The sequence below is a fragment of the Cyclobacteriaceae bacterium genome, from assembly GCA_030584025.1.
Classification (GTDB): Bacteria; Bacteroidota; Bacteroidia; order Cytophagales; family Cyclobacteriaceae; genus UBA2336.
In genome coordinates this window covers 2395770-2418862 of the sequence record CP129487.1, presented here as the reverse complement: position 1 = coordinate 2418862, position 23093 = coordinate 2395770, and the positions used below count along the sequence as shown (strand labels likewise).

The window sequence follows — 23093 nt, the reverse complement described above, 5'->3', positions numbered from 1 at the left end:
CTTACACCATGAGCCAACCCATCAAACGGCATGCTTCACTTCAACCACTAAGTCGCGACCATCATCATGGTCTGTTGCTTTGTTGGAAAATCCGGGAAGGATTCAAGCGGCAAATCGATCCACTTCGCATAAAAAGTTATGCCGATTGGTTCTGGCAAGCGCATCTGGCTGAACATTTTCGGATTGAGGAGGAATTTGTTTTTCCGGTTTTAGGGAACACACATCCTCACGTACAACAAGCTATACTGGAGCACCGGAGCCTTGAAGAATTGTTCATGCAAACCACGGATGTTTCACAAGTGCTAAGTCAATTGGAAGCTGAACTTGAAAAGCATATCCGCTTTGAAGAGCGCGTGTTGTTTAATGAAATACAGGATGTGGCCACAGCCGAGCAGTTAGCCGAATGCGAGCGTCATCATAATTCAGGAGCTGATGTTACCGCTTGGGAAGATGAGTTTTGGCGTTAGCTTAACAAATTTTGTGAGATTGATCCTTGATCTTGTTATACGATTTAATTCATCGCTTGACGAACTAAAGCATAAGCGGTGGGTGACTCGATATGGATTTTGGTTCTACTTTGTATTTGGAATAAATGGTGCCATTGAAAGTAATTTTCATTACCTTATTTCTGAGTCTTTTGATAAAATTCAAGACAAGATTTTAGCGATTGGTGTTTTGGTTCTAACAGGAGTTTTGTTTGCTTTTTTGTATCGGTTTATCTGGATTAATGTTGTTTACTTTACTGGACGAATCTGGAATGGAAAAGCCACAAAATTTGAGATTGATACTGTGTTTGCGGTGGCATTAATTCCGCAGTGTATATTGCTTCTTTATTCAATCGTTTTAGGCACAATCAGTAATAACTTTCTATATTCGGAAATCAATGGTGCCCTTTACTTTATATGTATGTTTCTTACAATAAGGACTTTGATCAAGGGCTTATCATATATGCAAGGTTTTAGCTTTGGTATAGCAATATTAAATTTTGTTATTCCTCAGCTAATAGTAACAGTTATTCTTATGTTTTTTGGAATATAACGTCTCAATATGCGAAGTGGGGTACTTTTATTGATAATAGGTCTAGCTAGTATTGGTTGCAGCAACAGTCAGGTTTCTGAAGCACAAAATGGATTACAACCAGCTGAATTAAGCGCAGAAGCGATCAAACTTTTACATAACCACCTGAAAACTTTTCCGGATGAAACGCAGGTCTCTATGGCGCTTATTGATCAGGATACGATCCGGTATTATGGTGTGAGGAGGATTAACGGTATGCTTCAGGCTGAAGAGAATTCGACAAAGGTTTTTGAGATTGGGTCTATCAGCAAAGTGTTTACGGCAACTATTTTGGCAAACTATGTTGTGAGTGGGAAAGTGAAACTTGATGAGACGTTAGATCAACATGTCGATATTCCTTTTCACCAAGATGCTAAAATCACGTTTAGTTCATTGGCAAACCACACCTCGGGTTTGCCCCGTATGCCATCCAATTTTATGATGGGTGCGTTGTTCAATCCGTCTAATCCTTATAAAAGTTATGATGAAGAGAAATTGAATGAATATTTAATCAAGGAATTAAAATATGAATACCCGCCCGGCACTAAAAGTTCTTACTCCAATCTTGGAGCTGGTTTGCTAGGTCATGTGTTGTGTAAAATTTCCGGGAAGGAGTATCAGCAACTTGTAGATGAATTGATTTTTAAACAATATAAAATGAATTCATCAACCACTCAACGAGAAGATATTTCCGATTTGTTGATAGCAGGCAGGAACGAAAGTGGTTCTGAAACGGCTAACTGGGATCTTGGTGCACTGATTGGAGCAGGTGGCATTTATTCCTCTGTAAAAGATTTGGTTCTGTTTGCGCAGGCACAGTTTGACTCCACAAATGTTGAGTTGGCACTCACCCGGAAAAGTACATTTAAGTCAAATTCAACTTCCGAAGTTGGCCTGGGTTGGCATATGCGCAAACAGCAGTCGGGCGATGTGTGGCATTGGCACAATGGTGCAACGGGTGGTTATCGTTCATGCATGGCGTTGAATGTAAACAAACGTCAAGGTGTTATTATTCTCTCAAATATTTCTGCTTTTCACAAACAGGCTGATGAAATCGATCAGTTGTGTTTTTCGTTGATGAAAAACTTAAAATAGATTTTATCCGGCCAGCTGTTAGGTCTCAGGGCCGGTCATCAGATTTTGGTTAACTTTGCAGCCCTCAACCGGGTTATTTGTATTTAAAATGCAGAAAGAATCAAGATGCCGATGAATTGTGCTTGTAAAACGAATGTACGTTGGCTTACTCTGTTGATTTTCCTTTCAACGCTTTCTTCTGGCGCATATGCGCAGAAAATTTCACAATACCAGGGAAAAGTTCCCTTGGTGAGTGGGGATAGCGCAACCGTTCAATATGAGTACTATGAGTCGCGTGGCAACCGCATTTTACAAGGTAATTATCAACTATCAGCCACTACATCCCGACAACAAGACAGCCTGAGCTTTGAAAAAATTTTATGGAAAGGCGCATTTAACAAAAATGCAAAGCAAGGCGATTGGGATTATCAATATCAGCAACATAAAGTATGGGTGTCGGATGTAAACGAGTTTAACGTAAAGACAAGCCTTACCAGTGAGTTTAGTTCGTTGGATGCTCTTTATAAGGAAGGAAAACCAGACGGAAAATGGACATTTACACAAAATGTTTTTGAACAGGGAGAACGTAAAGCCATGCTGGCCGAAGGATCATTGCGGTTTTCGAATGGTGTTCTGGTGGATGCTTTTCAATTCACTTCACGGAAATCAGAGTTGCCTGTAGTAATTCGTGGCAGATTTGATGATGCTGGATTTTTGCATGATGCCTGGCAGTTGGATTATTGGCAAGACTCTATTCGTGTTCAAGAGATTCGTGTGTATGACCACGGATTTTTGCTTTCGTTGGTGAAAACAAAAAGGGAAGATAATGACACGATTCAATGGATTGTTTTTGAGGATGTTGTCTCCAAACTTCAGGAACTGAAAGATGAATCGGATAGTAATTTTGATCGTGATACCAGCCTTCACGAACTGCCTTTTGACATGGGTTACGATGCTTCATCACCTGAAATTGAGTCGCAACAGACAGGTAATGAAGTGTTGCAAACAGCTATTCGTGAATTTCTTTTTCTTGATACTGCATTTCGCAATCAACAAAAGTCCGTATTTGGCACAGCACGTTTTCGTTTTCCTGGTTCAGCCTCTGATAAGCCCGACATTGATCAGCTGAGGATTGTATTGGATTCGATTACCTTTAATCTTGGCCGGGTAAGGAACAAGAATTTTTTCGAACTCAGCAATCAACAAAGCGATTCGCTGGCGTGGAGTTATGAATTTTTGAAGAATTACCCACTGAAGCTTCGCAAGCTCTACGATATCGCGGCTTTTGTGTCAAGTTCCGAATTTCAATGGGTCGATCCGCAGATTTATTTTTCCCAGCGATCTTCGCTATGGCCTGCACAGGACTCCATCCGCTACACGTACAATGATAATGTGAATATAAAGGTGCTTCCATATAAGCAAAATGCTGTTACCAATATAGCCTCATTCCGGAAACGGATAGAGGAAGAGCGCGATCAGGTTGATCAGGTGGTAAGTTATGTGAATGAGGAATTGAAAACGGTTCTGCAATCTTTTCAACTTCAAAAATTGGACAGTATCATACTAAATGTAAAAGCAGAAATTGATAATCAGTATGAACAAATTAAAGTTGCAGAGGTGCAATATTATACATCTATTTTCAACAGACGTTTTTTAAATACTGAATTCAATCACTTGAAGCGCGGTTATACGGCCAGCAATGATTTTGAGGAAAAGCTGGCCATTGGGTATGATATTTTAAGTTTTTTGGATGTTGTTCAGTCTTTTCCTGAGAAACTTGGAAATATATTGTCCATGCGTGATTCCATTGATGTACTGTACACCGAATCACGCCTCGATCCATACACGTTCACGTACGTGGATACCAAATTAAAAAGACGTTTATATGAAAAGGTAGCGGAAGAATTGTTCCTATCCATGATGGAAAACATAACCGATACCGCCAAGGCTGAGGCAGTGGAACAGCAACTAGCTGACGTGGAAGCATTACAAAAGCTACTCATTCGTTTTCGTACACAAAATACAACGCAACTCGAAAAACAAATAAAGCCCAAAGCCTCTCCGGAAGAAATTCGAAAACTTATTGGGTTGTGATTTTATGAATAGTATGATTCTAAGCAGCAAATATTTATGGTTCCGGGTGGTGATTGGCGTACTGCTTGTGGGTTTGTGTTGGCCTGTATTTTTGGCTGCCCAAACTATTCCCGAACAGAAGGAAAAGGTAAACTCATCGGAGTTGTGGTTAGGTTTTTATACCAAATACAGAATTAAAGAACGCCTCTATTATTATGGCGAATACCATTTGCGAAGAAAGGAATTTATTGACCAGATGGGACAGATTTACCTGCGTTTTGGATTGTCGCATATTGTCAATAAGAATTTTGAAATAACGGGCGGTATCGTTACTCCATTTTATTGGTCCGCAAATCCTGAGCAACCCAATACCGATAAGGTTGTTCCGCAGTTCCGGTTCTGGCAGCAATTTCTATTCATCACGCCATTCGATCGGCTAAAAGTGTATCACCAGATCCGGTTAGAACAGCGGTGGAGAAGGGATTTTGTTGAGGAATCACCCTTTGAGCTATCATACCGATTTCGCTACAAAATTTTAGGGTATTATCCGCTTAACAATCACAAGCTGGTAAACAAAACCCTCTTCCTTTCCATGTATGAGGAGATCTTCATACAGGCAGGAAAGCCGGTTGTTTATGATCACATGGAAGATAACCGGATTTTTTTGGGACTTGGGTATATTCTGAATGAAAATATGCAGTTCCAATTGGGGTATCAATGGTCGTTCCGGCACAGTGGCTCACCTTTCAGGTATGAAAACCGTCACATGTTGCGGTTAAGTTTCTATCATAGCCTTGATTTCTATCAAAAAAAGAATCTTTCAAGACAGCCGGTAAGTGCGATTGATCCATTCGGGCATCACTAGCCTTTGAAATTTCGACTTATATTCGCGGCTTTAAATTTCTATAAATCATGAAACTTACGGCTCGTAATACCCACCGCGACATTGCCTATTTTTACCTGGGGCTTATCATCGCATTTTCATTTTCAGGAATTTTTTTGAACCACCGCCAGGATTGGCACCCCAGACGCTATAAAGCGGATATTCGGGAATTCACCATGTCACCCATCCACAAGGATTCCGTTACAGATGCTTTTATCGCCTCTTTCACTGATCAGCAAAAAATTGACGATAACCTGCGAAGGTTTGCCGTAAACGGAACATCACTTCGAATATCCTATGTAAATCATGATGTGGATGTTGATCTGACCACCGGTGAGGGAACAGTGGTTCATTATAAAGTAACCCCGGTGCTTGGTCAAATGACCATTTTGCATGTGGATACCAGCAAGTGGTGGATTTATTATTCCGATATTTTTGGTGCGGCCATGCTGGTGATTGCCATCACCGGAATGTTTATCGCAAAAGGTGAGCATAGCTTTAAGCGTAGAGGTTGGAAACTGGCATTAGCGGGTCTCATCTTTCCACTCATTTTTTTATTTCTATTGAGTTAAATAGGCGGTTTTGTAACTTGTAATCAAAACACACCTGCGTTTTGAAAGTATTACTCATTGAAGATGAACAACACGTAGCCGCCTTTATCCGAAAAGGGTTGGAAGAGAACGGCATGCAGGTCGTTCAGGCATTTGACGGTACCACCGGGTTAACCATGGCATTGAGTGATGATTATGATGTAATCATTTTAGATATTGTAATGCCGGGCATGAGCGGACTCGAATTGTGCACCAAGCTTCGAAAAGAATATGACAATCAAACACCCGTGTTGATGCTTACAGCGCTGGGTACGACCGATGATATTGTTGAAGGGCTTTCTTTGGGTGCGGATGATTATTTGCCCAAACCGTTTAAGTTTCGTGAGTTGTTGGCGCGCGTTCGTGCGCTATCAAGAAGAAAAATGGCCGTAGGCAAAACACTGAGTATCGATGATCTGGTTCTGGATGCGGATGCTAAGGAGGTACATCGTAGTGGTAAACGAATCGAACTCACTGCGCGCGAATACCGGTTGCTGGAATATTTGCTGGGGAATAAAAATAAAGTGGTATCCCGAACCGATATTCTTGAAAACGTTTGGGACATAAACCACGACCTGGGCACCAATGTAGTGGATGTTTATATCAACTATCTCCGGAAGAAAATTGATCATGGTCATCCGCATCCGCTAATCAAGACAGTGGTGGGTATGGGATACACCATTAAAGATGTCAGCCGTGAAAATCCGGAATAGGCTGTCACTTTTTTTTGCCATCACCTCTTCATTGGTGTTGTTCGCACTGGGTATCTCGGTGTACTTTTTCTCTTCACAATACCGCGAACGCGAATTCAATATTCGGTTGCTGAGGCGTGTTGACATTACGGAAAAAATGTTTTTGGAGCGGGAAAGTTTAACTGAGCAATCCTATGAACTAATCCGCGAGCAGTTTCTGAATGTGTTGCCTGAAGAAACTGAAGAAGTAATTCAGGTGAAGGAAGGATGGCGTGATTCGTTGAAGTATCAATACCCGGCTGAGTTTTTGGATGAATTATTACGCGAAGGTGTGGCTGCATACCTGAACGAAAACCGACAAGGTGCTGGCAAACTGTTTCATTTGGCCGGTGGAGATTATGTGGTCATTATTTCAGCTGTTGATTTGATCGGTATTAATGTTGAAAAGAATTTACGGAATATCCTGGCGGTGGCTATGTGTTCAGGCATTGCCTTGATGATCTTCTTAAGTCATACAGTTACCGGCAGGTTGCTTCGGCCTATCTCAGAGAAAATACGAAAAGCAAATAGCATTAGTGTAAGTAATTTGCATGAACGATTACGGGTGTTCAATCCTGATGATGAGATTGGACAATTAGCTATTGCCTTCAACAGGTTGCTTGATCGACTGGATGATGCATTTAGTTCACAAAAACTTTTTGTTGCGAATGCTTCTCATGAAATCCGTAATCCATTAACCAGTATCATGGGTGAGGCTGATCTTGCATTAGATAAGGAGCGTTCGCCAAAAGAATACCAGGAGGCCCTGCGGACCATCCAAACCGAGGCTGATCGACTCAATATGTTAGTGAATAACCTGCTGCAGCTTTCAGCGGTTAGCTACAATCCTGCTGAGTTGAAACGTGAAGTCATGACGGTGGCCAGCTTGTTGATTGAAACGAAGAAGAAATTTGATTTGCTGGATCCGGATAATCAATTGAGTTTTGATCAGGATTTGAGCAATGCCTTTCAACACGTTTACATCCAGGCAAATCGCACATTGTTAGTTACGGCTTTGATAAATATTTTCGATAATGCCTGTAAGTTTTCTTCAGGAGCTCCGGTAAAGGTTTCGGTAGAGTATGAAAATTTCAAAGTAAAGATTTCAGTTAAGGATCAGGGTATTGGTATTGCTCCGGAAGATATTCCAAAATTACCGCAGCCCTTCTTCCGGGCCGATAATGTACGCAACATCAGGGGTACGGGCATAGGCATTCCGCTTACTGTAAAAATTATTGACCTGCATGAAGGCGAGTTTAATGTAATCTCCGCCTTGAATAAGGGAACTACGGTTATCATTACCCTTCCGGAATTCAAAAATGGGTCATCACCTTTCTAATCTTATTCTAATCTCAGTTTAATTCTATTATAATCTGATCTTGCCTTTAAGCCATTAAAAGCGGTATCCTGAAACACTTCTAATCCGATTATAATGTGAGGTTAATGCCCGACTAATACTCAGCTTATTTCTTTGTAGCCTGTTAAACTGAGCGATTATGAGCGAGCAAGCATACAAAAGAGAAGGTTTATTTTCATCTGTCCGTTACGATTTTCCTGCCAGTATGGTGGTGTTTTTTGTGGCTGTACCCCTGTGTTTGGGGATAGCCTTGGCCAGTGGTGCGCCACTATTTTCAGGAATTATTGCCGGGATTGTTGGGGGTATTGTAGTAGGATCAATCAGTAATTCACAATTGGGTGTAAGTGGTCCGGCCGCAGGCCTGACCGTAATTGTATTAGCAGCCATTCAGCAACTTGGCTCATTTGAAGTTTTTTTGGTAGCGGTGGTACTGGCCGGTCTTCTCCAAATTGGTTTAGGTTTAGTTCGTGCCGGTATCATTGGCTACTACTTTCCAACTTCAGTGATCAAGGGTATGCTAACTGCAATTGGTATCATCATCGTACTCAAACAAATTCCGCATGCATTTGGGTATGATGCTGATTACGAAGGTGACATGGCGTTTTCTCAAGCCGATGGACACAATACATTTTCTGAACTGTACTTTATGATACAGGCTATTACGCCTGCAGCTGTGCTGATCAGCGTTACCGGTTTAGGAATTATTTTACTATGGGATCTTTATTTGTCTAAAAAACATCAGGTTTTTAAACTGGTTCAAGGACCGCTTGTGGCGGTTGTGTTTGCCATTATCTATCAGGTAGTAACTTCAAAATATTTTCCTTCATGGGCATTAAGCGGTGAGCACCTGGTAAGTGTTCCGGTTGCAGAAAGTGTTAGCGGATTTTTCAGCCAATTTATGCTCCCCAACTTTAGCGCGATTACAAACCCTGAGGTGTGGGTAGTGGCGTTTACCATTGCTGTTGTGGCCAGTATCGAAACGTTGCTTTCGGTTGAAGCCACCGATAAACTTGATCCCTATAAGCGAACCACCAATACCAACCGCGAGTTGATTGCGCAGGGAAGTGGAAATTTCATTTCCGGCTTAATCGGTGGTTTACCCGTTACCCAGGTTATTGTTAGAAGTTCTGCTAATATTCAGTCGGGTGGTAAAACCAAGTTGTCAACCATTCTTCATGGTATGATGTTGCTTTTGTGTGTAATCGCTATTCCGCACGTGTTGAACCTGGTGCCGCTGGCGGTGTTGGCCTCTGTATTATTGGTGGTGGGATATAAACTTGCCAAGCCTTCCGTATTCAAGGAAATGGCACGTTTGGGTTGGAGCCAGTTTCTCCCGTTCATCACCACTATCCTGGGTGTAGTGTTTACAGATTTGCTGAAGGGCATAGGAATTGGTTTGGCTGTAGCCATTGTGATTATTCTTAGAAACAGTTACAGAAATTCACACTTCCTTCATAAGGAAAAAGTAGATGACGGTAAGGATACGGTGAAACTTACGCTTGCTGAAGAAGTTGTATTCCTTAACAAGGGCAGCATCAAGAAAGAGCTAAGCGAAATCAATGCCGGTTCAAAAGTTACCATTGATATGAGTAAGTCGGTTACTATTGATCATGATGTATTGGAAATCATTGAAGATTTCAAAAAGCAAGCAGAGGCCAAGAATATTGATGTGGAATTGATTCGTAAAAACCGCGAACGAATTGTTCAGCAAGGCAATGCGAATGGACATAAAAACAGTAATGGCTCACCGTCACGTGCGAAGGCTGAGCGTAATTCCTGAGTTATGAAGAAGCTAACGTACCTCGTTCCGGTTGATTTTTCTCCTTGCTCGTTAAACGCATTGCAGTATGCCATTATGCTGGCACGCCATGCAGAAGGAAAGGTAGTGTTGAGTCATGTGGTTGATCTGAGCGAGGTTCCGGAATCAGATAATCCTGTTGTGGTTACCTGGAGCCTCGATCGGCTTTCCAGAACCGCTCAGGAAAAAATGAAATCGCTCCGCGAAATGATTTCTTTGGAAGGAGTTCCGGTTGAAGAGGATATCGCGATTGGTCATGTCGGGCATGGTGTTATCAAACAAATATATAAAATAAAGCCAACCGTTATTGTGTTAGGCCGGAATACAGAACGCGAACCAGGTAAGCATAGCATGCTAACCCATATTTCTAAAAACACGCGTACACCGGTCTTGGTTGTTCCGGGTTCACATAACCCCCGTATTCCGAACAAGGCCATGTTGGCCACCGATATGAAATCTTTTAGCTTAAAGGATTTTGCTCCGTTGATGAATATAATCCGCAAAACTGCCCAGCAGTTGGCAGTGTTGCAGGTTACGGGTAGTCAAGGTAGTGGTGAGCATGCCAGGGCATGGGTTGCGAAATTGAATAAATCGTTTGATTTTGAAGCCACCCTGATTACTACCGATGCACCACGTGTTGAGCATGGTATTGAAGAGGCTGTTCGGGAAAATAAAGTTGATTTTCTTTTTGCCATACAGCAACAGGGTCTGTTCGAAAGAATTTTTAATAGCGATAAACTACCACCTGTTGTTCATGCGGGTGTACCTGTTTTGCTGGTTAGAAAGTAAATAGGTTTGTGAGGTATTCAATAATACTGTTTCGGATGGTGGGGTTAGCTCCGGATGCAAGCGCCACTGAAATAACCAATCCTAATGTAGCGTACAGGAAGTCTCTTCCAATAAGTTTAAGGGCTTTACGTTTATGCTTGCTTCCTTTCTTTCTGCGGGAGAGGCTTACGGCAATTTCACGTCCACCAATGGTTCCCAAAAATACCCATGTGGTACTCATCGGTACGGTGCTTATGAATAACTTATAGATGAGCAGTAGCACGTAGGTGAAGTCGATAAGCGTTGCTGCGCGTACATCTGAAATTCGAACCTTTTCACTTACTACTTCCTGAATTTTATCACCACGCAGGTAAAACAAAATGCCTAATCCGAAAAATATAGTGCCAACAAAAATTATAAACTGGTAAAGTTCCAATTTTCTTGGTAGAAAGACAGCAATATTTGCTCCATCCTGCATCAACCACACCGCCCATAACGAACCACTCACCAACCACTGCACAACCATCCATCCTTTATGAAATTTGCGTTTTTTGAAATAGCGGCTGATTAAATCATAAGCAAAGTACCAGATCAAAAACGAGAGCGCAAAGGCTAGGATATATCCCGATACACTTTTCCAGACAACAGAAGTAATTCCACTTGCATCTGCGCTGAATACACTCAGCAGGAGGAAGGTTGTTGAAACGGGCATACGGAGCCGCGTCAAAATAAGCAATACAACCGGGGCAATAATCTGAAAATAGGAGAAGTCCTCATCAAACGGATATTTTGTATTCCCGTTGTCATCAAGCAAACGCTGGTAGGTAACATCGCCATTGAAGTATATGTAGCTGAAGGTAATGGTAGCGAGCATGATCAGGCCGGTGAACAACCAGAGCACATACCACTTTTTGTCTTTGTTACTTTCAATGAATGTACCCAGCGATTGGATGCTATCATTGGCCACGGCTGCGTAGGCAGCAAAGAGAAAGCCGAACCACATGGCCATCTTTCCATTAAAGGTGGCGAATGCTGCAATGATAAAGGCAATACCAATCAGCACCAGAAAGGTGCGTTCTTTTGTGGCCCACTCCAGCATGTTCAAGTACGGAACATCGCTGGTGTTCTTACGCCTTTTAGCAGTTACGTTTGGTTTTAGCATCCTATCGGCCACAACATTCAGGGGTAAAAATGTCTGTAAATTTATTCTCCAATGTTACCTCAATGTTAAATATTTTAAGCCAGTGAAAGTGTTGTCATGCGTGATTGTTTTTGCTGAAAATTATGGATCGACAAATATTTTTTTACTGAAGAGCCAGCTTAGCAATTCTGGTTCCTGAAACGCCTGTACCCAACTATCATGGCCAACTTTTTTGTATTCGGTGTAGCGTGGATCACCTCCTGCTTTCTTCAAAGCCTTCACCATGCCGCGACTTTGCTCGGGCAGTACAATTTCATCTTTCTTTCCATGAAACACCCACACCGGTATGTGCGCAATGGTACTGGCCTGATTCCAATCGCCACCACCACAAATCGGAATGGCCGCTGCAAATTTATCAGGGAAGCGTGTAAGCATGTACCACGTCCCAAATCCACCCATTGATAGTCCCATCAGGTAAACACGCCCGGCATCAATCGGATGAGTGCTGAGCAAAGAGTCCACAAGGCTCATTATTGTTTCTGCGGGAGGACTTATTTTTGTAAACCAATCCCCTGGTGCCCATCGCTCTTGTTTTGGACATTGTGGTGCCAACACAAAGGCTGGAAAATTTTTTCTGTTTTCGGCTGAAAGAAACAGATCGGTGATGTATTTGAGATTGAGTTGATTGTCGTTACCGCGTTCACCCGACCCATGAAGGAAAATGACCAATGGATAAGTTTGACCTGATGATAATGTTTCGGGAGCCAAGAGGCGGTAGGGGAGTGTGTCGTTAACGGAAAGAAATGAGTGAGCAGAGAACTCGGGATAATCTTGCGCAAATCCGGTAACAGAAATCCACAAACAACTCATCAGAATTGATATTTTTGTCATGCGCTTTTGTTGAAAATTGTGCATTTCAAGGTATCAATTTTATTTTAAGTCACGGCCATGAAAGTGACCATTTTTGGAGAAGAGTTTGTGTTGTTGTCGCAGAAGGCATTGTTTTGGCCAGCGCAGAGAATGGTGCTATTAGCCGATATGCACCTGGGAAAAATTAATCATTTCAGAAAGGCCGGCATTCCGGTTCCGGTAAAAGCAAGTGAACGAAACTGGGAAGTGCTGATTGACATAGTTCAGTCCACAAAGGCAAAGCGCATTATTTGTGTGGGCGATCTTTTTCACAGTCATTATAACTATGATTGGGATATTGTGAAGCAATTCACACAAGCATTTCCTCAGGTTTCGTTTGAGCTGGTAACCGGTAACCACGATATACTCGCTGATCACCTGTATGCCCGCAGTGGTGTAACGGTGCATGGAGAGCACTTGCGTATTGAAAAATTTATGTTGAGTCATTTTTCTGCCGAAGAACCTGATCCGGAATGCTACACGTTATCAGGACACATACATCCGGGTATACGGTTGTATGGAAAAGGTAAGCAATCGATGATGTTACCGTGTTTTTACTTTGGTGAGCGTCAGGGATATTTGCCCGCATTCGGTATGTTCACCGGCCTGTCGCGCATACAGCCAAAAAAGACTGATCAGGTTTTTGTTGTAGCTGAAGGTTCAATCATTCAAATTCAGGATTTACAACTGACGCATGAAATGTAAAGCGCTGATTGTTCAGTTTTTATTGGTGACTTTCTGTGTATACAGACTTGTTGCACAAGATACTACCCGTATTTCACTCCTGTTTTTAGGCGACATCATGCAACATGAAACGCAGATCAATGCCGCCTACAATCCGAAAACCGGAAAGTATGATTATTCGAATTGTTTCAGATTTCTAAGACCCTATTTCCAGTCTGCTGATCTGACGATAGGCAATCTTGAATTGACCCTAGGGGGAAAGCCCTACACCGGCTACCCGCAATTCAGTGCGCCCGATGAACTGGTGTATGCCTTGAAAGATGTAGGTGTGGATGTTTTGGTTACAGCCAATAACCACAGTGTGGATCGCAGAAAGAAGGGCCTTGAGCGAACCATTCGGGTGTTGGATAGTTTGGGTATTCCGCACACCGGTACGTTTACCGATACGGTTGAGCGCATGAACGATTATCCGTTGTTGTTGCATCGCAATGGATTCAGGCTCGCGTTGCTGAATTATACGTACGGAACAAACGGAATTCCGGTAACAAAGCCCAATGTGGTAAATCCGATAGACACCACACTTATCCGAAAAGATTTGAAGCGGGCCAGGGAACTAAACCCCGATGCTATAATTGTATTCATGCACTGGGGAAATGAATATCAAAATCAACCTACCAAGCAACAGCGACAGTTAACTGAGTTTTGTTTTAAGCACGGTGCACAATTGGTGATTGGCGCTCACCCACACGTGTTACAACCGATGGAATGGAACATAGAGCAAAATCAATTGGTGGTGTATTCGCTTGGTAATTTTGTTTCCGGGCAACGCCCCCGCTTCCGCGATGGGGGTGCGATGATTCAGGTTGGATTAAAAAAAATAGTTCATACGGATACGTCAATGACGACTATTGATACAGCCAATTACCGGTTACAGTGGGTGTACCGAACGGTGGAAGCCAAACGGGAGTTTATAGTCTTGCCGGTATCAACATTTGAACAGGATACAACTGGTTTTATTAAAGACGAAACTTCAAAACTGGCTTTCAAAACTTTTATTGATGATTCGCGTGCTTTGTTGGATAAGTACAATCAAAATATTTCAGAGGCAACAACGGTACCACCTGATACTGTGGTCTCGTTTACTGTACGTGTTGCGCAAGCATCAACTTCAGCCGATGTTTATGCTATTCTAGATCAGTTGGATACTTTCCCGTTTGGCCTCACCAGTTTTCAGAAGGAAAACCGATGTACTGTTTTTTATACCGGAAAGTTTATAAACAAAGCACAAGCGGAGGCGTACGTTCTGCGTATTCGTTCGCAATGGCCTTATGCCGAGGTAGTAGAGGTGATCAACGATCGGTTACCCGATCAACCTTAACGCCTTCTTCTTTTCGGTGGCGCAGGCTTGCCACCACCGGAACTAAAAATCAGACCGATGGAAAACTCCAATCCCGTAAGATCAATTTTTGAATCCGGATAGGCTACATCGACAGTGGTTATAGTATTTCCGGTTCCTGCCGTATAACTTCCGGTTAACGGAAACCCCGACTGACCAACCAGGTAATTGCATTCAATAGAAACGCCAACCTGATTGGTAACGTACACCGTTAACTCCGCACCGGCATGATATCCAAAGCCGGGTTTGTTTTCGTAAGAGAGATTGGCATTGAGCACATCCTGCGAATAATGGTCGCGCATGACCCGATCCATATTTCCATAATTGATTTTTTGATCGAAGCCATAGAAAAAGAAACCGCCACCTTTAATGTCGAATTGTACGTTGCCGCCTTTTAATTCCAGTACCAGTTCGGCAGGAATGAAGATGGTAAAATTCGGACCCACAAGTGGATCTTTGGTTTCAAAGGGTAAATCTTTTACGTTCAGTCCACTCATTCTGTATAATGAAGCTCCGGTTTCCAATGCTAGAAAGTTAGTCAGGCTAATGCCCACACCCCGTATGGAAAACGGACTGATGGGTGTAGAGAAGTAACCGTTTTTTGGAATGAAGTAGGAGAAGGAAAGACCAAAATCCTGTGCGCGTGCTGATACACTTACCAGAATTATCAATACAAAGGAGTAAAGGATACGCATGGATTAATTTTTTTTAAGGTGCCACCACCATTTATAATCGTCCGCTAAGATAAGCCCACTTATTTTTCAAGTAAAATATATGTAACATTAGGCACCTGATTAATGCTAAATCTATGAAATACATCTCTGCTTTATTCTTCTTTGGAGTTTTTTCCTTTTTCATTTCGTGTGGCCCATCCGTTCAACCTGCAGATAAGGTTATTCTGGGGGGTACAATCTATACGGTTGATGAAACACAACCCACCGTTGAAGCTGTGGTGATCAACGGAAATATCATTGAATTTGCCGGCAAAGAAACTGAAGCCAGGAAATACATTGGTGAGAAGACAGAAGTAATTGACCTGGAAGGTAAAACCATGACGCCTGGTTTTATTGAGGGGCATGGTCACTTTATGGGTGTTGGCTATAACGAACTTAACCTTGACCTGATGTACGTAACCAGCTATGAGGAACTCGTTGCCAAAGTGAAAGAAGCGGTAGATAAAGCTCAACCAGGACAATGGATACTTGGACGGGGTTGGCACCAGGATAAATGGGACACAAAGCCAGATAAAATGATTAAGGGATTTCAAACGCACCATTTATTAAGTGAAGTTTCACCAAATAACCCGGTATTTCTTCGTCATGCCAGCGGTCATGCCGCATTGGCCAATGCCAAGGCAATGGAAGTGGCTGGGGTCAATCAATTGTCGGTAGAGACATTGAAAGAATCTTCGGAAGAGGGCGGAGAGATCATACGTGATGAGATGGGTAACCCAACGGGAATTTTCAATGAACGTGCCATGGGAATCATTTCAAAACATATTCCGCAAGATGATGAATCACGCGATAGCCAGGCATTGTCGTTGGCGATACAAGCATGCTGGCGTAATGGCATTACCAGCTTTCACGATGCTGGCGCCTCACGCGAAAACATTGAACTGTTCAATCAATTTAAAAATGACGGAAAATTAGGTGTTCGCCTGTATGTGATGCTTACAGGTTGGGATCGTGACCTGGTGTACGAGTGGTTTAAGAAAGGCCCGGTGGTTGATCCGGATAACCTACTCACCATTCGATCAGTAAAATTGAATTGTGATGGCGCGTTGGGTTCACGTGGAGCGTGGTTACTTGAACCGTATACTGACCGAAATGATTTTTACGGCATGGCGACCTTCCCGATGGATTCTGTCTTGTCTGTTTCGCGCACAGCATTGAAATCAGGATTTCAGGTTTGTGCGCACGCCATTGGTGATCGTGCCAATCAGGAAATACTTAATCGGTATGAGCAGGCCATAAATGAAAATCCGGGTGTTAAAGATCATCGGTTCAGAATAGAACATGCGCAACACCTTCATCCAAATGATATTCCGCGTTTTGGTAAGCTGGGTGTTATTCCCGCCATGCAGGCCATTCATATGTCGAGTGACAGACCGTGGGCGATAGAACGGTTGGGAGAGAAGCGAATTAAAGAAGGAGCCTACATGTGGCAATCACTGTTAAAGAGTGGTGCTGTGATTGTGAACGGTACGGATGCGCCAGTTGAACCCCTCAATCCGATTCCAAGTTTTTATGCATCGGTTACCCGCAAAACGTTAAAGGGAGAGCCGGAGGGTGGCTATGAACCCGAAGAAAAGATGACGCGTGCGCAGGCATTGCGATCCTATACATTGGATGCTGCCTACGGAGCGTTTGAAGAAAACATTAAAGGATCGATTGAAAAAGGCAAGCTTGCTGATTTGGTGGTGTTTACTGAAAATATAATGGAGGCCGAAGAAATGGATATCCTGAAAGCAGAAGTAGCCATGACCATTGTAGATGGTAAAGTAGTTTACAAGAAGTAATTCTGGATGATTGAATAAAACAAAAATCCCGGTCGTGACCGGGATTTTTTGGTTTAAAATGGTTTGGTTGAATCAGTCGCGAATATATTTCTCTGCCTTTTGCCGAAGCATATTGCGGTCGGCAGTAATGGAAGGATCGCTGTAGATGTGTTGGGAAAGTTCACCCACAACAGATTTTTTGTACCCCAGTTTTTCAGCTATTGATTCACAGAAAATAATCTCACTACGAAATACCTGGCCGTCCATTTTCATCATTTGAATGAGGTAATACAGGTGTTCGAACTTTTCATCGTTGGTCATGGCATTCAAGTCACCAATCGGCTTGGGCTTGTTAATCAACTCCTGAACTTCTTCAGTAGATAACCCATTCGCCTTACCCACCATATGGATCAGCTTGGACTCTTTTTCTTCAATTTTGCTATCACTGGCAGCTAAATTGATCAAAACATTAAGTTCTGCTTTCTTGTTGAATTGCATTGGTTAGCTGGTTTTAAATCATTGAAATATAGCTAAAATTACAATGTTTTGATACACTTGCAAAAAAATCAAGCCGAATTAGACGTTTATGCAACCCTTCTATTGGCGCCTTGTCTTTAGATCAAATATGAATAGCATGAGAGCACAATGGACAATTTTATTCTTCTTGTTTTCCGGAACGCTTGTATTTGCACAGCAAACTGAAACCAGAAACCTGGGATCGTTCAAGGGTGTAAAAGCGGCCACAGGTATTGATGTTTACCTGAAAAAAGGCGACCGGGAAAGTGCACGTGTTGAAGTATCAGGTACTGATGTAGATAATGTAATCACGGAAGTGTCTGGAGATTACCTGAAAATCCACATGGCTGAAGGTAGGTATAACCGAACCAAAACAGTGAAAGTTTATGTGACCTACGTTCAACTATCCAAGCTATCGGCCAGTTCAGCTGCCAGTATTTACGGAGAAGGAACTATACGTACACGTTCAATGGAAATCAGCGCTTCCAGTGCAGGATCAGTTGAAATCAGTATTGAAACCGAGCAATTGGAAGTTGGTGTATCAAGTGCGGCTGATGTCGAGTTAACCGGAAAGGCAAAATTTGCTGAACTGGAAGCCAGCAGTGCGGGTGAAATCGATGCCTATGATCTGGAGGCAGAAGAGGTGGATGCAAATGCAAGTAGCGCTGGTTCCATACGGGTTAATGTAACTCAAAAAATTGATGCCCGTGCCAGTAGTGGAGCGGACATCCGCTATAGGGGCAACCCCATGAAAACCAACACCAATTCTAGTAGTGGCGGGTCTGTTAGAAAATCGAGTTAAGAATTTACTGGAATGATATGCGAAAGTGCCGGTTCAATACCGGCATTTTTTTATTCATTCAACATGCCCATTGTCGTTTGATTTTTAGAATGGCTTCTTAAGTAAACTTTCCCGAACTTTGAAGTATGAGTTTTTACCTGGTGGGCAGCAAAAGTTTCTGGACAATCCTTACGGTGGTATTTCTTCGATACCTCATTTTGGCCTCCCTTGCTTTCATTGTGTTTTACATTATCCTGAAACACGCTGATGCTTTTCGTAAAATTCAATCCCGTTTTCCGGCAAACCGCGATTACCTTAGGGAAATTGGATATTCTGTACTGACATCATTCATTTTTGCCGGTGTTGGGTTTGCTGTATTTCTCACACCACTTTCCCAATACACGCAAGTCTATTTTAACGTATATGAATACGGCTGGCCTTACCTGGTATTCAGTATTGTACTGATTATTTTTCTGCACGACACCTACTTCTATTGGATGCATCGGATGATACACCATAAATCCGTTTACAGAATCATTCATCGGGTTCATCATCTTTCTACAAATCCATCGCCATGGGCAGCCATGGCATTTCATCCGCTGGAAGCGGTATTGGAGGCAGGTATTATCGTATTGGTGGCTTTTCTTTTCCCGGTCCATCCACTGGCCATTGGTATCTTTCTGTTGTTTATGATGATCTACAATGTATATGGTCATCTGGGGTTTGAACTTTATCCAAGAAAATTTGCCAGCGGAAAAATTGGCCGTTGGATCAACACCTCGGTAAACCACAACATGCATCACCAGTATTTTACGGGTAACTATGGCCTGTATTTTTTGTTTTGGGATCGTTGGATGGGTACCCTCCACCCGGATTATGAAGCCCGGTTTGATCAGGCTACCTCACGAAATACCCTTGAATCCTTGAAAAATTCAAGCCTTTGAATGCTTGAGGTCTATTTTTAAGCTCATTTACAATTTGATATATATTTTTTTGTGAATGCAGGGTAAAATTTATACCTGTTTATCAAAAATATATACCTTTGGCGCCAAATCAGACTCAAAAAACAACCACTATGGCGCACCTACGATTTGAAGCACTCAAACGACTCAACGAACAGCCCCGCAGACACCTCGATTTACCCTCTCCTAAAGTATCCGATTTCTTTGGTGAGATGGTCTTCAGCATGGATCAGATGCGGGCTTCTTTATCGCCCGCGGTTTACAAAAAAGTAAGCCAGGCCATTAAAAATCATGAAAAAATTGATGAGGACACTGCCGATGCCGTAGCCTCAGCGGTAAAAAGCTGGGCCATAACCAAAGGCGCAACCCACTTTACGCATTGGTTCCAACCGTTAACCGGTGGAACAGCCGAAAAGCACGATTCATTTTTCGATGCCCTCGCTGGTATTGAGAAATTCAAAGGCAGTGAACTGGTTCAACAAGAGCCTGATGCTTCTTCATTTCCCAGTGGAGGAATCCGTACTACGTTTGAAGCACGCGGATACACGGCATGGGATCCAACATCGCCCATGTTCCTGTATGGAAAAACGCTTTGTATTCCTACTGTTTTTGTTTCGTACACAGGCGAAACGCTGGATGCAAAAGGACCTCTCTTAAAAGCATTGAAGGCGGTTGATATTGCAGCTACCAAGGTGGCTCAATTCTTTGATAAGGATGTGCAGTCGGTAAAGGCTTCATTGGGTTGCGAGCAGGAATACTTTGTAGTGGATAAAGGTTTGTATAATGCCCGCCCTGATTTGGTAATGGGTGGCCGTTCGGTATTTGGTCATTCGCCTGCACGCGGTCAGCAAATGGAAGATCATTACTTTGCTTCTATTCCTTCGCGTGTATACGACTTCATGAAGGAATTTGAAATTGAAGCGTGGCGCCTGGGTATTCCCGTTCGCACGCGTCACAACGAAGTGGCACCGAGCCAGTTTGAAGTAGCGCCTTTGTTTGAAGAAGTGAATGTTGCCAATGACCACAATCAATTGTTGATGGACGTGATGTGGCGTGTGGCTGAACGCCATAACCTGAAGGTATTATTCCATGAGAAACCTTTTGCAGGATTGAATGGAACCGGTAAACACAACAACTGGTCTTTGATTACGGATACCGGTGTTAATTTGTTTGCGCCTTCCAGCAGTGCGCGTGACAACCTGATGTTCTTGACATTTTTTGTAAACACCATCAAGGCTGTGCATGAATATGCCGATTTGTTGCGTGCCAGTATCGCCACTGCCGGTAATGATTTTCGCCTCGGGGCCAATGAAGCGCCTCCGGCTATCATGTCGGTTTTCATTGGTTCACAGATGTCGGCCGTGTTGGACGAATTGGAGAAAAAAGGAAATGTGAAGATTGAGAAAGGCGACAATATGTACATGAAGCTGGGTATCGATCAGATCCCGGAAATTATTCTGGACGCCACTGATCGTAACCGTACTTCTCCGTTTGCTTTTACTGGAAACAAGTTTGAATTCCGTGCAGTAGGCGGTAGTGATAATTGTGCAGTACCCATGACGGCTCTGAACCTGATAGTGGCTGATCAGCTGACTAAATTCCATGAAGCGGTTTCAAAGGAAATCGATAAGGGAACTGAAAAGCGTTTGGCGATTGTGAATGTGCTTCGCAAATACATCAAGGAGTCGAAAGATATTCGCTTTGAAGGAGACGGGTATTCAGATGGTTGGGTGAAGGAAGCAGCCAAACGTAAACTCAGCAACATCAAGAATACACCTCGTGCATTAGAGGCTTACTTGTCTGAAAAATCAGTTTCCATGTACGAGCGTCATGGCGTGTTGAGTCATGCCGAATTGGAAGCGCGTAATGAAATTCGGTTGGAGGCTTACATCAAGCGGGTGCAGATCGAATCGCGCGTAATGGGCGACCTGGCTATGAACCACATTGTGCCCACAGCCATAGCCTATCAAAATAAACTGATCACCAATGCCAACGGTTTAAAAGGTCTTGGAATTGATAATAAGGCTGTTATTCAAACCATAAAGGAAATCACGGAGCTGATTAGCATTATTAAAAACGGGGTTCGCCAAATGATTGAGGAGCGCAAGCGAATCAACAAAATTACCGATACCCACAAGCGCGCCCTGGCGTATTGCGATGATGTAAAGGAAAAATATTTCGAAGAAATACGCGATGCCGTGGATAAACTTGAACTTTTGGTAGATGATGAGGACTGGCCTCTTGTAAAATACAGAGAACTTTTGTTCCTTCGTTAGGTATTAACCTAAACCTATGACGAAAAAGCGGGAAGCCTTACGGGTTTTCCGCTTTTTTATTATCCTATTTCCGTCTCAAAGGATATATTTAAAATTCGATTTAAGCTTCAATTATGAGAAATGCATTCGTTTTGATGGGGTTGATTTTCTCCATCACATTATGGGGTCAGAAAAACCCGGTTACCGAAATTACAAAAATTATTAGTCAGCCTGAGGTGGAGGCCCACCTTGGTTTTCTGGCAGCCGATGAAATGCGTGGCCGCGATACCGGATCGCCCGAGTTAAAAATTGCGGGCAACTACATCGCCAATTATTTCCGCCAGCATGGTTTGAAAACAGTACCAGGTGCTGAACAGTTTTTTCAGCCGGTTGACCTGGAAAGGTTTACCCCAGCAACAGAAGCTTCAGCTGAAGTGGGTAATGAAAGCTTTCAAATTAAAGAAAGCCTGGTGATAATTGATGGTGCTGATATCTCATGGAACGGTGAATTCGTGTACGTTGGATATGGTTCGAATGACGAACTTGATAAGATGGATATCAAGGGGAAAATGGTATTGGCCCTGGCAGGTTCAAAAGATGCGGATAATGTCAATAAGATTTTCAGTGCCAGCACAGGTAAGTATGCCGAAGTGAAAGCACGTGGAGGAGCAGGACTTGTTGAGTTTTTGACTTTTTCTCAGTTCCCGTTTCCAGCGCTTGCAAATTTTTTCATGGGTGGTCCGCGTTGGGGACTTAAATCAGCAGGTTCAACCATACCACACGTTTGGCTAAAACCAGCAGATGTAAAAAAAATCAATTTCAAAGAAGGTGAAACGTACACCGGCAAGCTTTCAATCTCCGGATTGAAGCGCGAACTGATAGAAGGAAGAAATGTAGTGGGACTAATTGAAGGAACAGATCCGAAGTTAAAAGATGAGTATGTGATTGTTACCGCGCACTATGATCATATTGGTGTGGGTAAGCCCTCAGCCGGAAGTCAGGATACTATTTTCAATGGAGCACGCGATAACGCGATCGGTACCGTGGCTTTGTTGCAAACCGCAAAGTACCTGGCACAATACCCAACCAAACGATCCGTTTTGTTGGTAGCCGTAACATCGGAGGAGAAAGGATTACTGGGAAGTCGTTGGTATGCTGATCATCCGCTGGTGCCTTTGGAAAAACACGTGTTGAACATTAACTGCGATGGGGTGGGGTATAATGATAAGTCGATCATAACCAGCATAAGTCTGGGCCGGACAACAGCTGATGAGGTGGTTAAAAAAGCGATCAAGCCTTTTGGTCTTGGTCTTGGTGGTGATCCTGATCCGAAAGAAGGTTTCTACGATCGTTCTGATCAGGTTTCATTTGCATCGAAAGGTGTTCCGGCCATAAAGCTTCAACCCGGTTTGGCTAAAATGGATGATGAAATCAGAAAGTACTACCACCGACAGGCCGATGAAGTATCAACACTTGATTTTGAATACCTGACAAAATTCTACCGCACATTTGTGTATGCTGTAACGTTGCTGGCCAATGAACCTACACCACCGTTCTGGGTAAAGGATGATAAATATGAAGCAGCTGGTAAAAAACTTTATAATAGAAACTAACCCTCAACT

The 23093-nt window shown here is 42.9% G+C and carries 21 protein-coding genes; 17 read left to right on the top strand and 4 right to left on the bottom strand.

Going from position 1 to position 23093, the window contains the following annotated elements; translation table 11 throughout:
• The first annotated feature begins 8 nt into the window (after positions 1–8).
• The 10 genes from QY309_10785 (at position 9) to QY309_10740 (ending at position 10351) form a co-directional block, all read left to right on the top strand.
• Positions 9–467 (top strand): hemerythrin domain-containing protein, encoded by a 459-nt coding sequence (locus QY309_10785; GenBank protein WKZ58356.1) that lies wholly within the window; start codon positions 9–11, stop codon positions 465–467.
• Positions 468–480: 13 nt separating this feature from the next.
• Positions 481–1038, top strand: a complete 558-nt coding sequence (locus QY309_10780) for a hypothetical protein (protein WKZ58355.1) — start codon at positions 481–483, stop codon at positions 1036–1038.
• A gap of 9 nt (positions 1039–1047) precedes the next feature.
• Entirely contained in the window at positions 1048–2151 is a 1104-nt protein-coding gene (locus tag QY309_10775; GenBank protein ID WKZ58354.1) for a serine hydrolase, read from the top strand.
• Positions 2152–2262: 111 nt separating this feature from the next.
• Positions 2263–4224 (top strand): hypothetical protein, encoded by a 1962-nt coding sequence (locus tag QY309_10770; GenBank protein WKZ58353.1) that lies wholly within the window; start codon positions 2263–2265, stop codon positions 4222–4224.
• A 4-nt stretch (positions 4225–4228) separates the two neighbouring features.
• A complete protein-coding gene (locus tag QY309_10765; GenBank protein WKZ58352.1) occupies positions 4229–5068 on the top strand; it encodes a DUF2490 domain-containing protein in 840 nt (279 codons plus the stop codon).
• Positions 5069–5115: 47 nt separating this feature from the next.
• Positions 5116–5658: a PepSY-associated TM helix domain-containing protein gene (locus tag QY309_10760; GenBank protein ID WKZ58351.1), complete on the top strand. Its 543-nt coding sequence runs from the start codon at positions 5116–5118 to the stop codon at positions 5656–5658.
• A 41-nt stretch (positions 5659–5699) separates the two neighbouring features.
• Positions 5700–6389, top strand: coding sequence for a response regulator transcription factor (locus QY309_10755; GenBank protein WKZ58350.1), 690 nt, complete (start codon positions 5700–5702; stop codon positions 6387–6389).
• Positions 6364–7746, top strand: coding sequence for a HAMP domain-containing sensor histidine kinase (locus tag QY309_10750; GenBank protein WKZ58349.1), 1383 nt, complete (start codon positions 6364–6366; stop codon positions 7744–7746). Before QY309_10755 ends, QY309_10750 begins: the two co-directional genes overlap by 26 nt.
• Before the next feature lie 157 nt (positions 7747–7903).
• The gene (locus QY309_10745; GenBank protein WKZ58348.1) at positions 7904–9544 is read left to right on the top strand and encodes a SulP family inorganic anion transporter; all 1641 of its coding nucleotides are present in this window, start codon (positions 7904–7906) and stop codon (positions 9542–9544) included.
• Between the two features lie 3 nt (positions 9545–9547).
• Positions 9548–10351 (top strand): universal stress protein, encoded by an 804-nt coding sequence (locus QY309_10740; protein WKZ58347.1) that lies wholly within the window; start codon positions 9548–9550, stop codon positions 10349–10351.
• Here the strand turns inward: QY309_10740 and QY309_10735 are convergent.
• Together QY309_10735 and QY309_10730 are read right to left on the bottom strand one after the other, a co-directional pair.
• On the bottom strand, positions 10341–11504 hold the full coding sequence (locus QY309_10735; protein WKZ58346.1) for a hypothetical protein: 1164 nt from the start codon (positions 11502–11504) through the stop codon (positions 10341–10343). The two genes, QY309_10740 and QY309_10735, sit on opposite strands and share 11 nt — an antisense overlap.
• A gap of 108 nt (positions 11505–11612) precedes the next feature.
• A complete protein-coding gene (locus QY309_10730) occupies positions 11613–12362 on the bottom strand; it encodes a prolyl oligopeptidase family serine peptidase (protein WKZ58345.1) in 750 nt (249 codons plus the stop codon).
• Between the two features lie 57 nt (positions 12363–12419).
• On the opposite strand from QY309_10730, the gene pdeM reads away from it, so the two are divergent.
• A complete protein-coding gene (gene pdeM, locus QY309_10725) occupies positions 12420–13085 on the top strand; it encodes a ligase-associated DNA damage response endonuclease PdeM (GenBank protein WKZ58344.1) in 666 nt (221 codons plus the stop codon).
• Positions 13075–14442 (top strand): CapA family protein, encoded by a 1368-nt coding sequence (locus tag QY309_10720; protein WKZ58343.1) that lies wholly within the window; start codon positions 13075–13077, stop codon positions 14440–14442. The genes pdeM and QY309_10720 overlap by 11 nt, the downstream gene beginning before the upstream one ends.
• Here the strand turns inward: QY309_10720 and QY309_10715 are convergent.
• Positions 14439–15155, bottom strand: coding sequence for a hypothetical protein (locus tag QY309_10715; protein ID WKZ58342.1), 717 nt, complete (start codon positions 15153–15155; stop codon positions 14439–14441). The two genes, QY309_10720 and QY309_10715, sit on opposite strands and share 4 nt — an antisense overlap.
• Positions 15156–15268: 113 nt before the next feature.
• On the opposite strand from QY309_10715, the gene QY309_10710 reads away from it, so the two are divergent.
• Positions 15269–16978: an amidohydrolase gene (locus tag QY309_10710; protein ID WKZ58341.1), complete on the top strand. Its 1710-nt coding sequence runs from the start codon at positions 15269–15271 to the stop codon at positions 16976–16978.
• Positions 16979–17050: 72 nt separating this feature from the next.
• On the opposite strand, the gene QY309_10705 is transcribed toward QY309_10710, so the two are convergent.
• Positions 17051–17455: a TerB family tellurite resistance protein gene (locus QY309_10705; GenBank protein ID WKZ58340.1), complete on the bottom strand. Its 405-nt coding sequence runs from the start codon at positions 17453–17455 to the stop codon at positions 17051–17053.
• A 127-nt stretch (positions 17456–17582) separates the two neighbouring features.
• Here QY309_10705 and QY309_10700 point away from each other — a divergent pair, with 127 nt between their 5' ends.
• The 4 genes from QY309_10700 to QY309_10685 all read left to right on the top strand — a co-directional run bounded on the left by QY309_10700 (position 17583) and on the right by QY309_10685 (position 23084).
• Positions 17583–18275, top strand: a complete 693-nt coding sequence (locus QY309_10700) for a head GIN domain-containing protein (GenBank protein WKZ58339.1) — start codon at positions 17583–17585, stop codon at positions 18273–18275.
• Positions 18276–18400: 125 nt separating this feature from the next.
• The gene (locus QY309_10695) at positions 18401–19198 is read left to right on the top strand and encodes a sterol desaturase family protein (GenBank protein WKZ58338.1); all 798 of its coding nucleotides are present in this window, start codon (positions 18401–18403) and stop codon (positions 19196–19198) included.
• Between the two features lie 131 nt (positions 19199–19329).
• Entirely contained in the window at positions 19330–21492 is a 2163-nt protein-coding gene (locus QY309_10690; GenBank protein ID WKZ58337.1) for a glutamine synthetase III, read from the top strand.
• A gap of 113 nt (positions 21493–21605) precedes the next feature.
• On the top strand, positions 21606–23084 hold the full coding sequence (locus tag QY309_10685; protein ID WKZ58336.1) for a M28 family peptidase: 1479 nt from the start codon (positions 21606–21608) through the stop codon (positions 23082–23084).
• Positions 23085–23093: the final 9 nt, after the last annotated feature.

Bases quoted from the DNA above. Each gene is read 5' to 3' on its own strand.
- QY309_10785 (WKZ58356.1), top strand. From the start codon at position 9: ATGAGCCAACCCATCAAACGGCATGCTTCACTTCAACCACTAAGTCGC.
- QY309_10775 (WKZ58354.1), top strand. From the start codon at position 1,048: ATGCGAAGTGGGGTACTTTTATTGATAATAGGTCTAGCTAGTATTGGT.
- QY309_10770 (WKZ58353.1), top strand. From the start codon at position 2,263: ATGAATTGTGCTTGTAAAACGAATGTACGTTGGCTTACTCTGTTGATT.
- QY309_10765 (WKZ58352.1), top strand. From the start codon at position 4,229: ATGAATAGTATGATTCTAAGCAGCAAATATTTATGGTTCCGGGTGGTG.
- QY309_10760 (WKZ58351.1), top strand. From the start codon at position 5,116: ATGAAACTTACGGCTCGTAATACCCACCGCGACATTGCCTATTTTTAC.
- QY309_10750 (WKZ58349.1), top strand. From the start codon at position 6,364: ATGTCAGCCGTGAAAATCCGGAATAGGCTGTCACTTTTTTTTGCCATC.
- QY309_10745 (WKZ58348.1), top strand. From the start codon at position 7,904: ATGAGCGAGCAAGCATACAAAAGAGAAGGTTTATTTTCATCTGTCCGT.
- QY309_10740 (WKZ58347.1), top strand. From the start codon at position 9,548: ATGAAGAAGCTAACGTACCTCGTTCCGGTTGATTTTTCTCCTTGCTCG.
- QY309_10730 (WKZ58345.1), bottom strand. From the start codon at position 12,362: ATGACAAAAATATCAATTCTGATGAGTTGTTTGTGGATTTCTGTTACC.
- pdeM (WKZ58344.1), top strand. From the start codon at position 12,420: ATGAAAGTGACCATTTTTGGAGAAGAGTTTGTGTTGTTGTCGCAGAAG.
- QY309_10720 (WKZ58343.1), top strand. From the start codon at position 13,075: ATGAAATGTAAAGCGCTGATTGTTCAGTTTTTATTGGTGACTTTCTGT.
- QY309_10715 (WKZ58342.1), bottom strand. From the start codon at position 15,155: ATGCGTATCCTTTACTCCTTTGTATTGATAATTCTGGTAAGTGTATCA.
- QY309_10710 (WKZ58341.1), top strand. From the start codon at position 15,269: ATGAAATACATCTCTGCTTTATTCTTCTTTGGAGTTTTTTCCTTTTTC.
- QY309_10705 (WKZ58340.1), bottom strand. From the start codon at position 17,455: ATGCAATTCAACAAGAAAGCAGAACTTAATGTTTTGATCAATTTAGCT.
- QY309_10700 (WKZ58339.1), top strand. From the start codon at position 17,583: ATGAATAGCATGAGAGCACAATGGACAATTTTATTCTTCTTGTTTTCC.
- QY309_10695 (WKZ58338.1), top strand. From the start codon at position 18,401: ATGAGTTTTTACCTGGTGGGCAGCAAAAGTTTCTGGACAATCCTTACG.
- QY309_10690 (WKZ58337.1), top strand. From the start codon at position 19,330: ATGGCGCACCTACGATTTGAAGCACTCAAACGACTCAACGAACAGCCC.
- QY309_10685 (WKZ58336.1), top strand. From the start codon at position 21,606: ATGAGAAATGCATTCGTTTTGATGGGGTTGATTTTCTCCATCACATTA.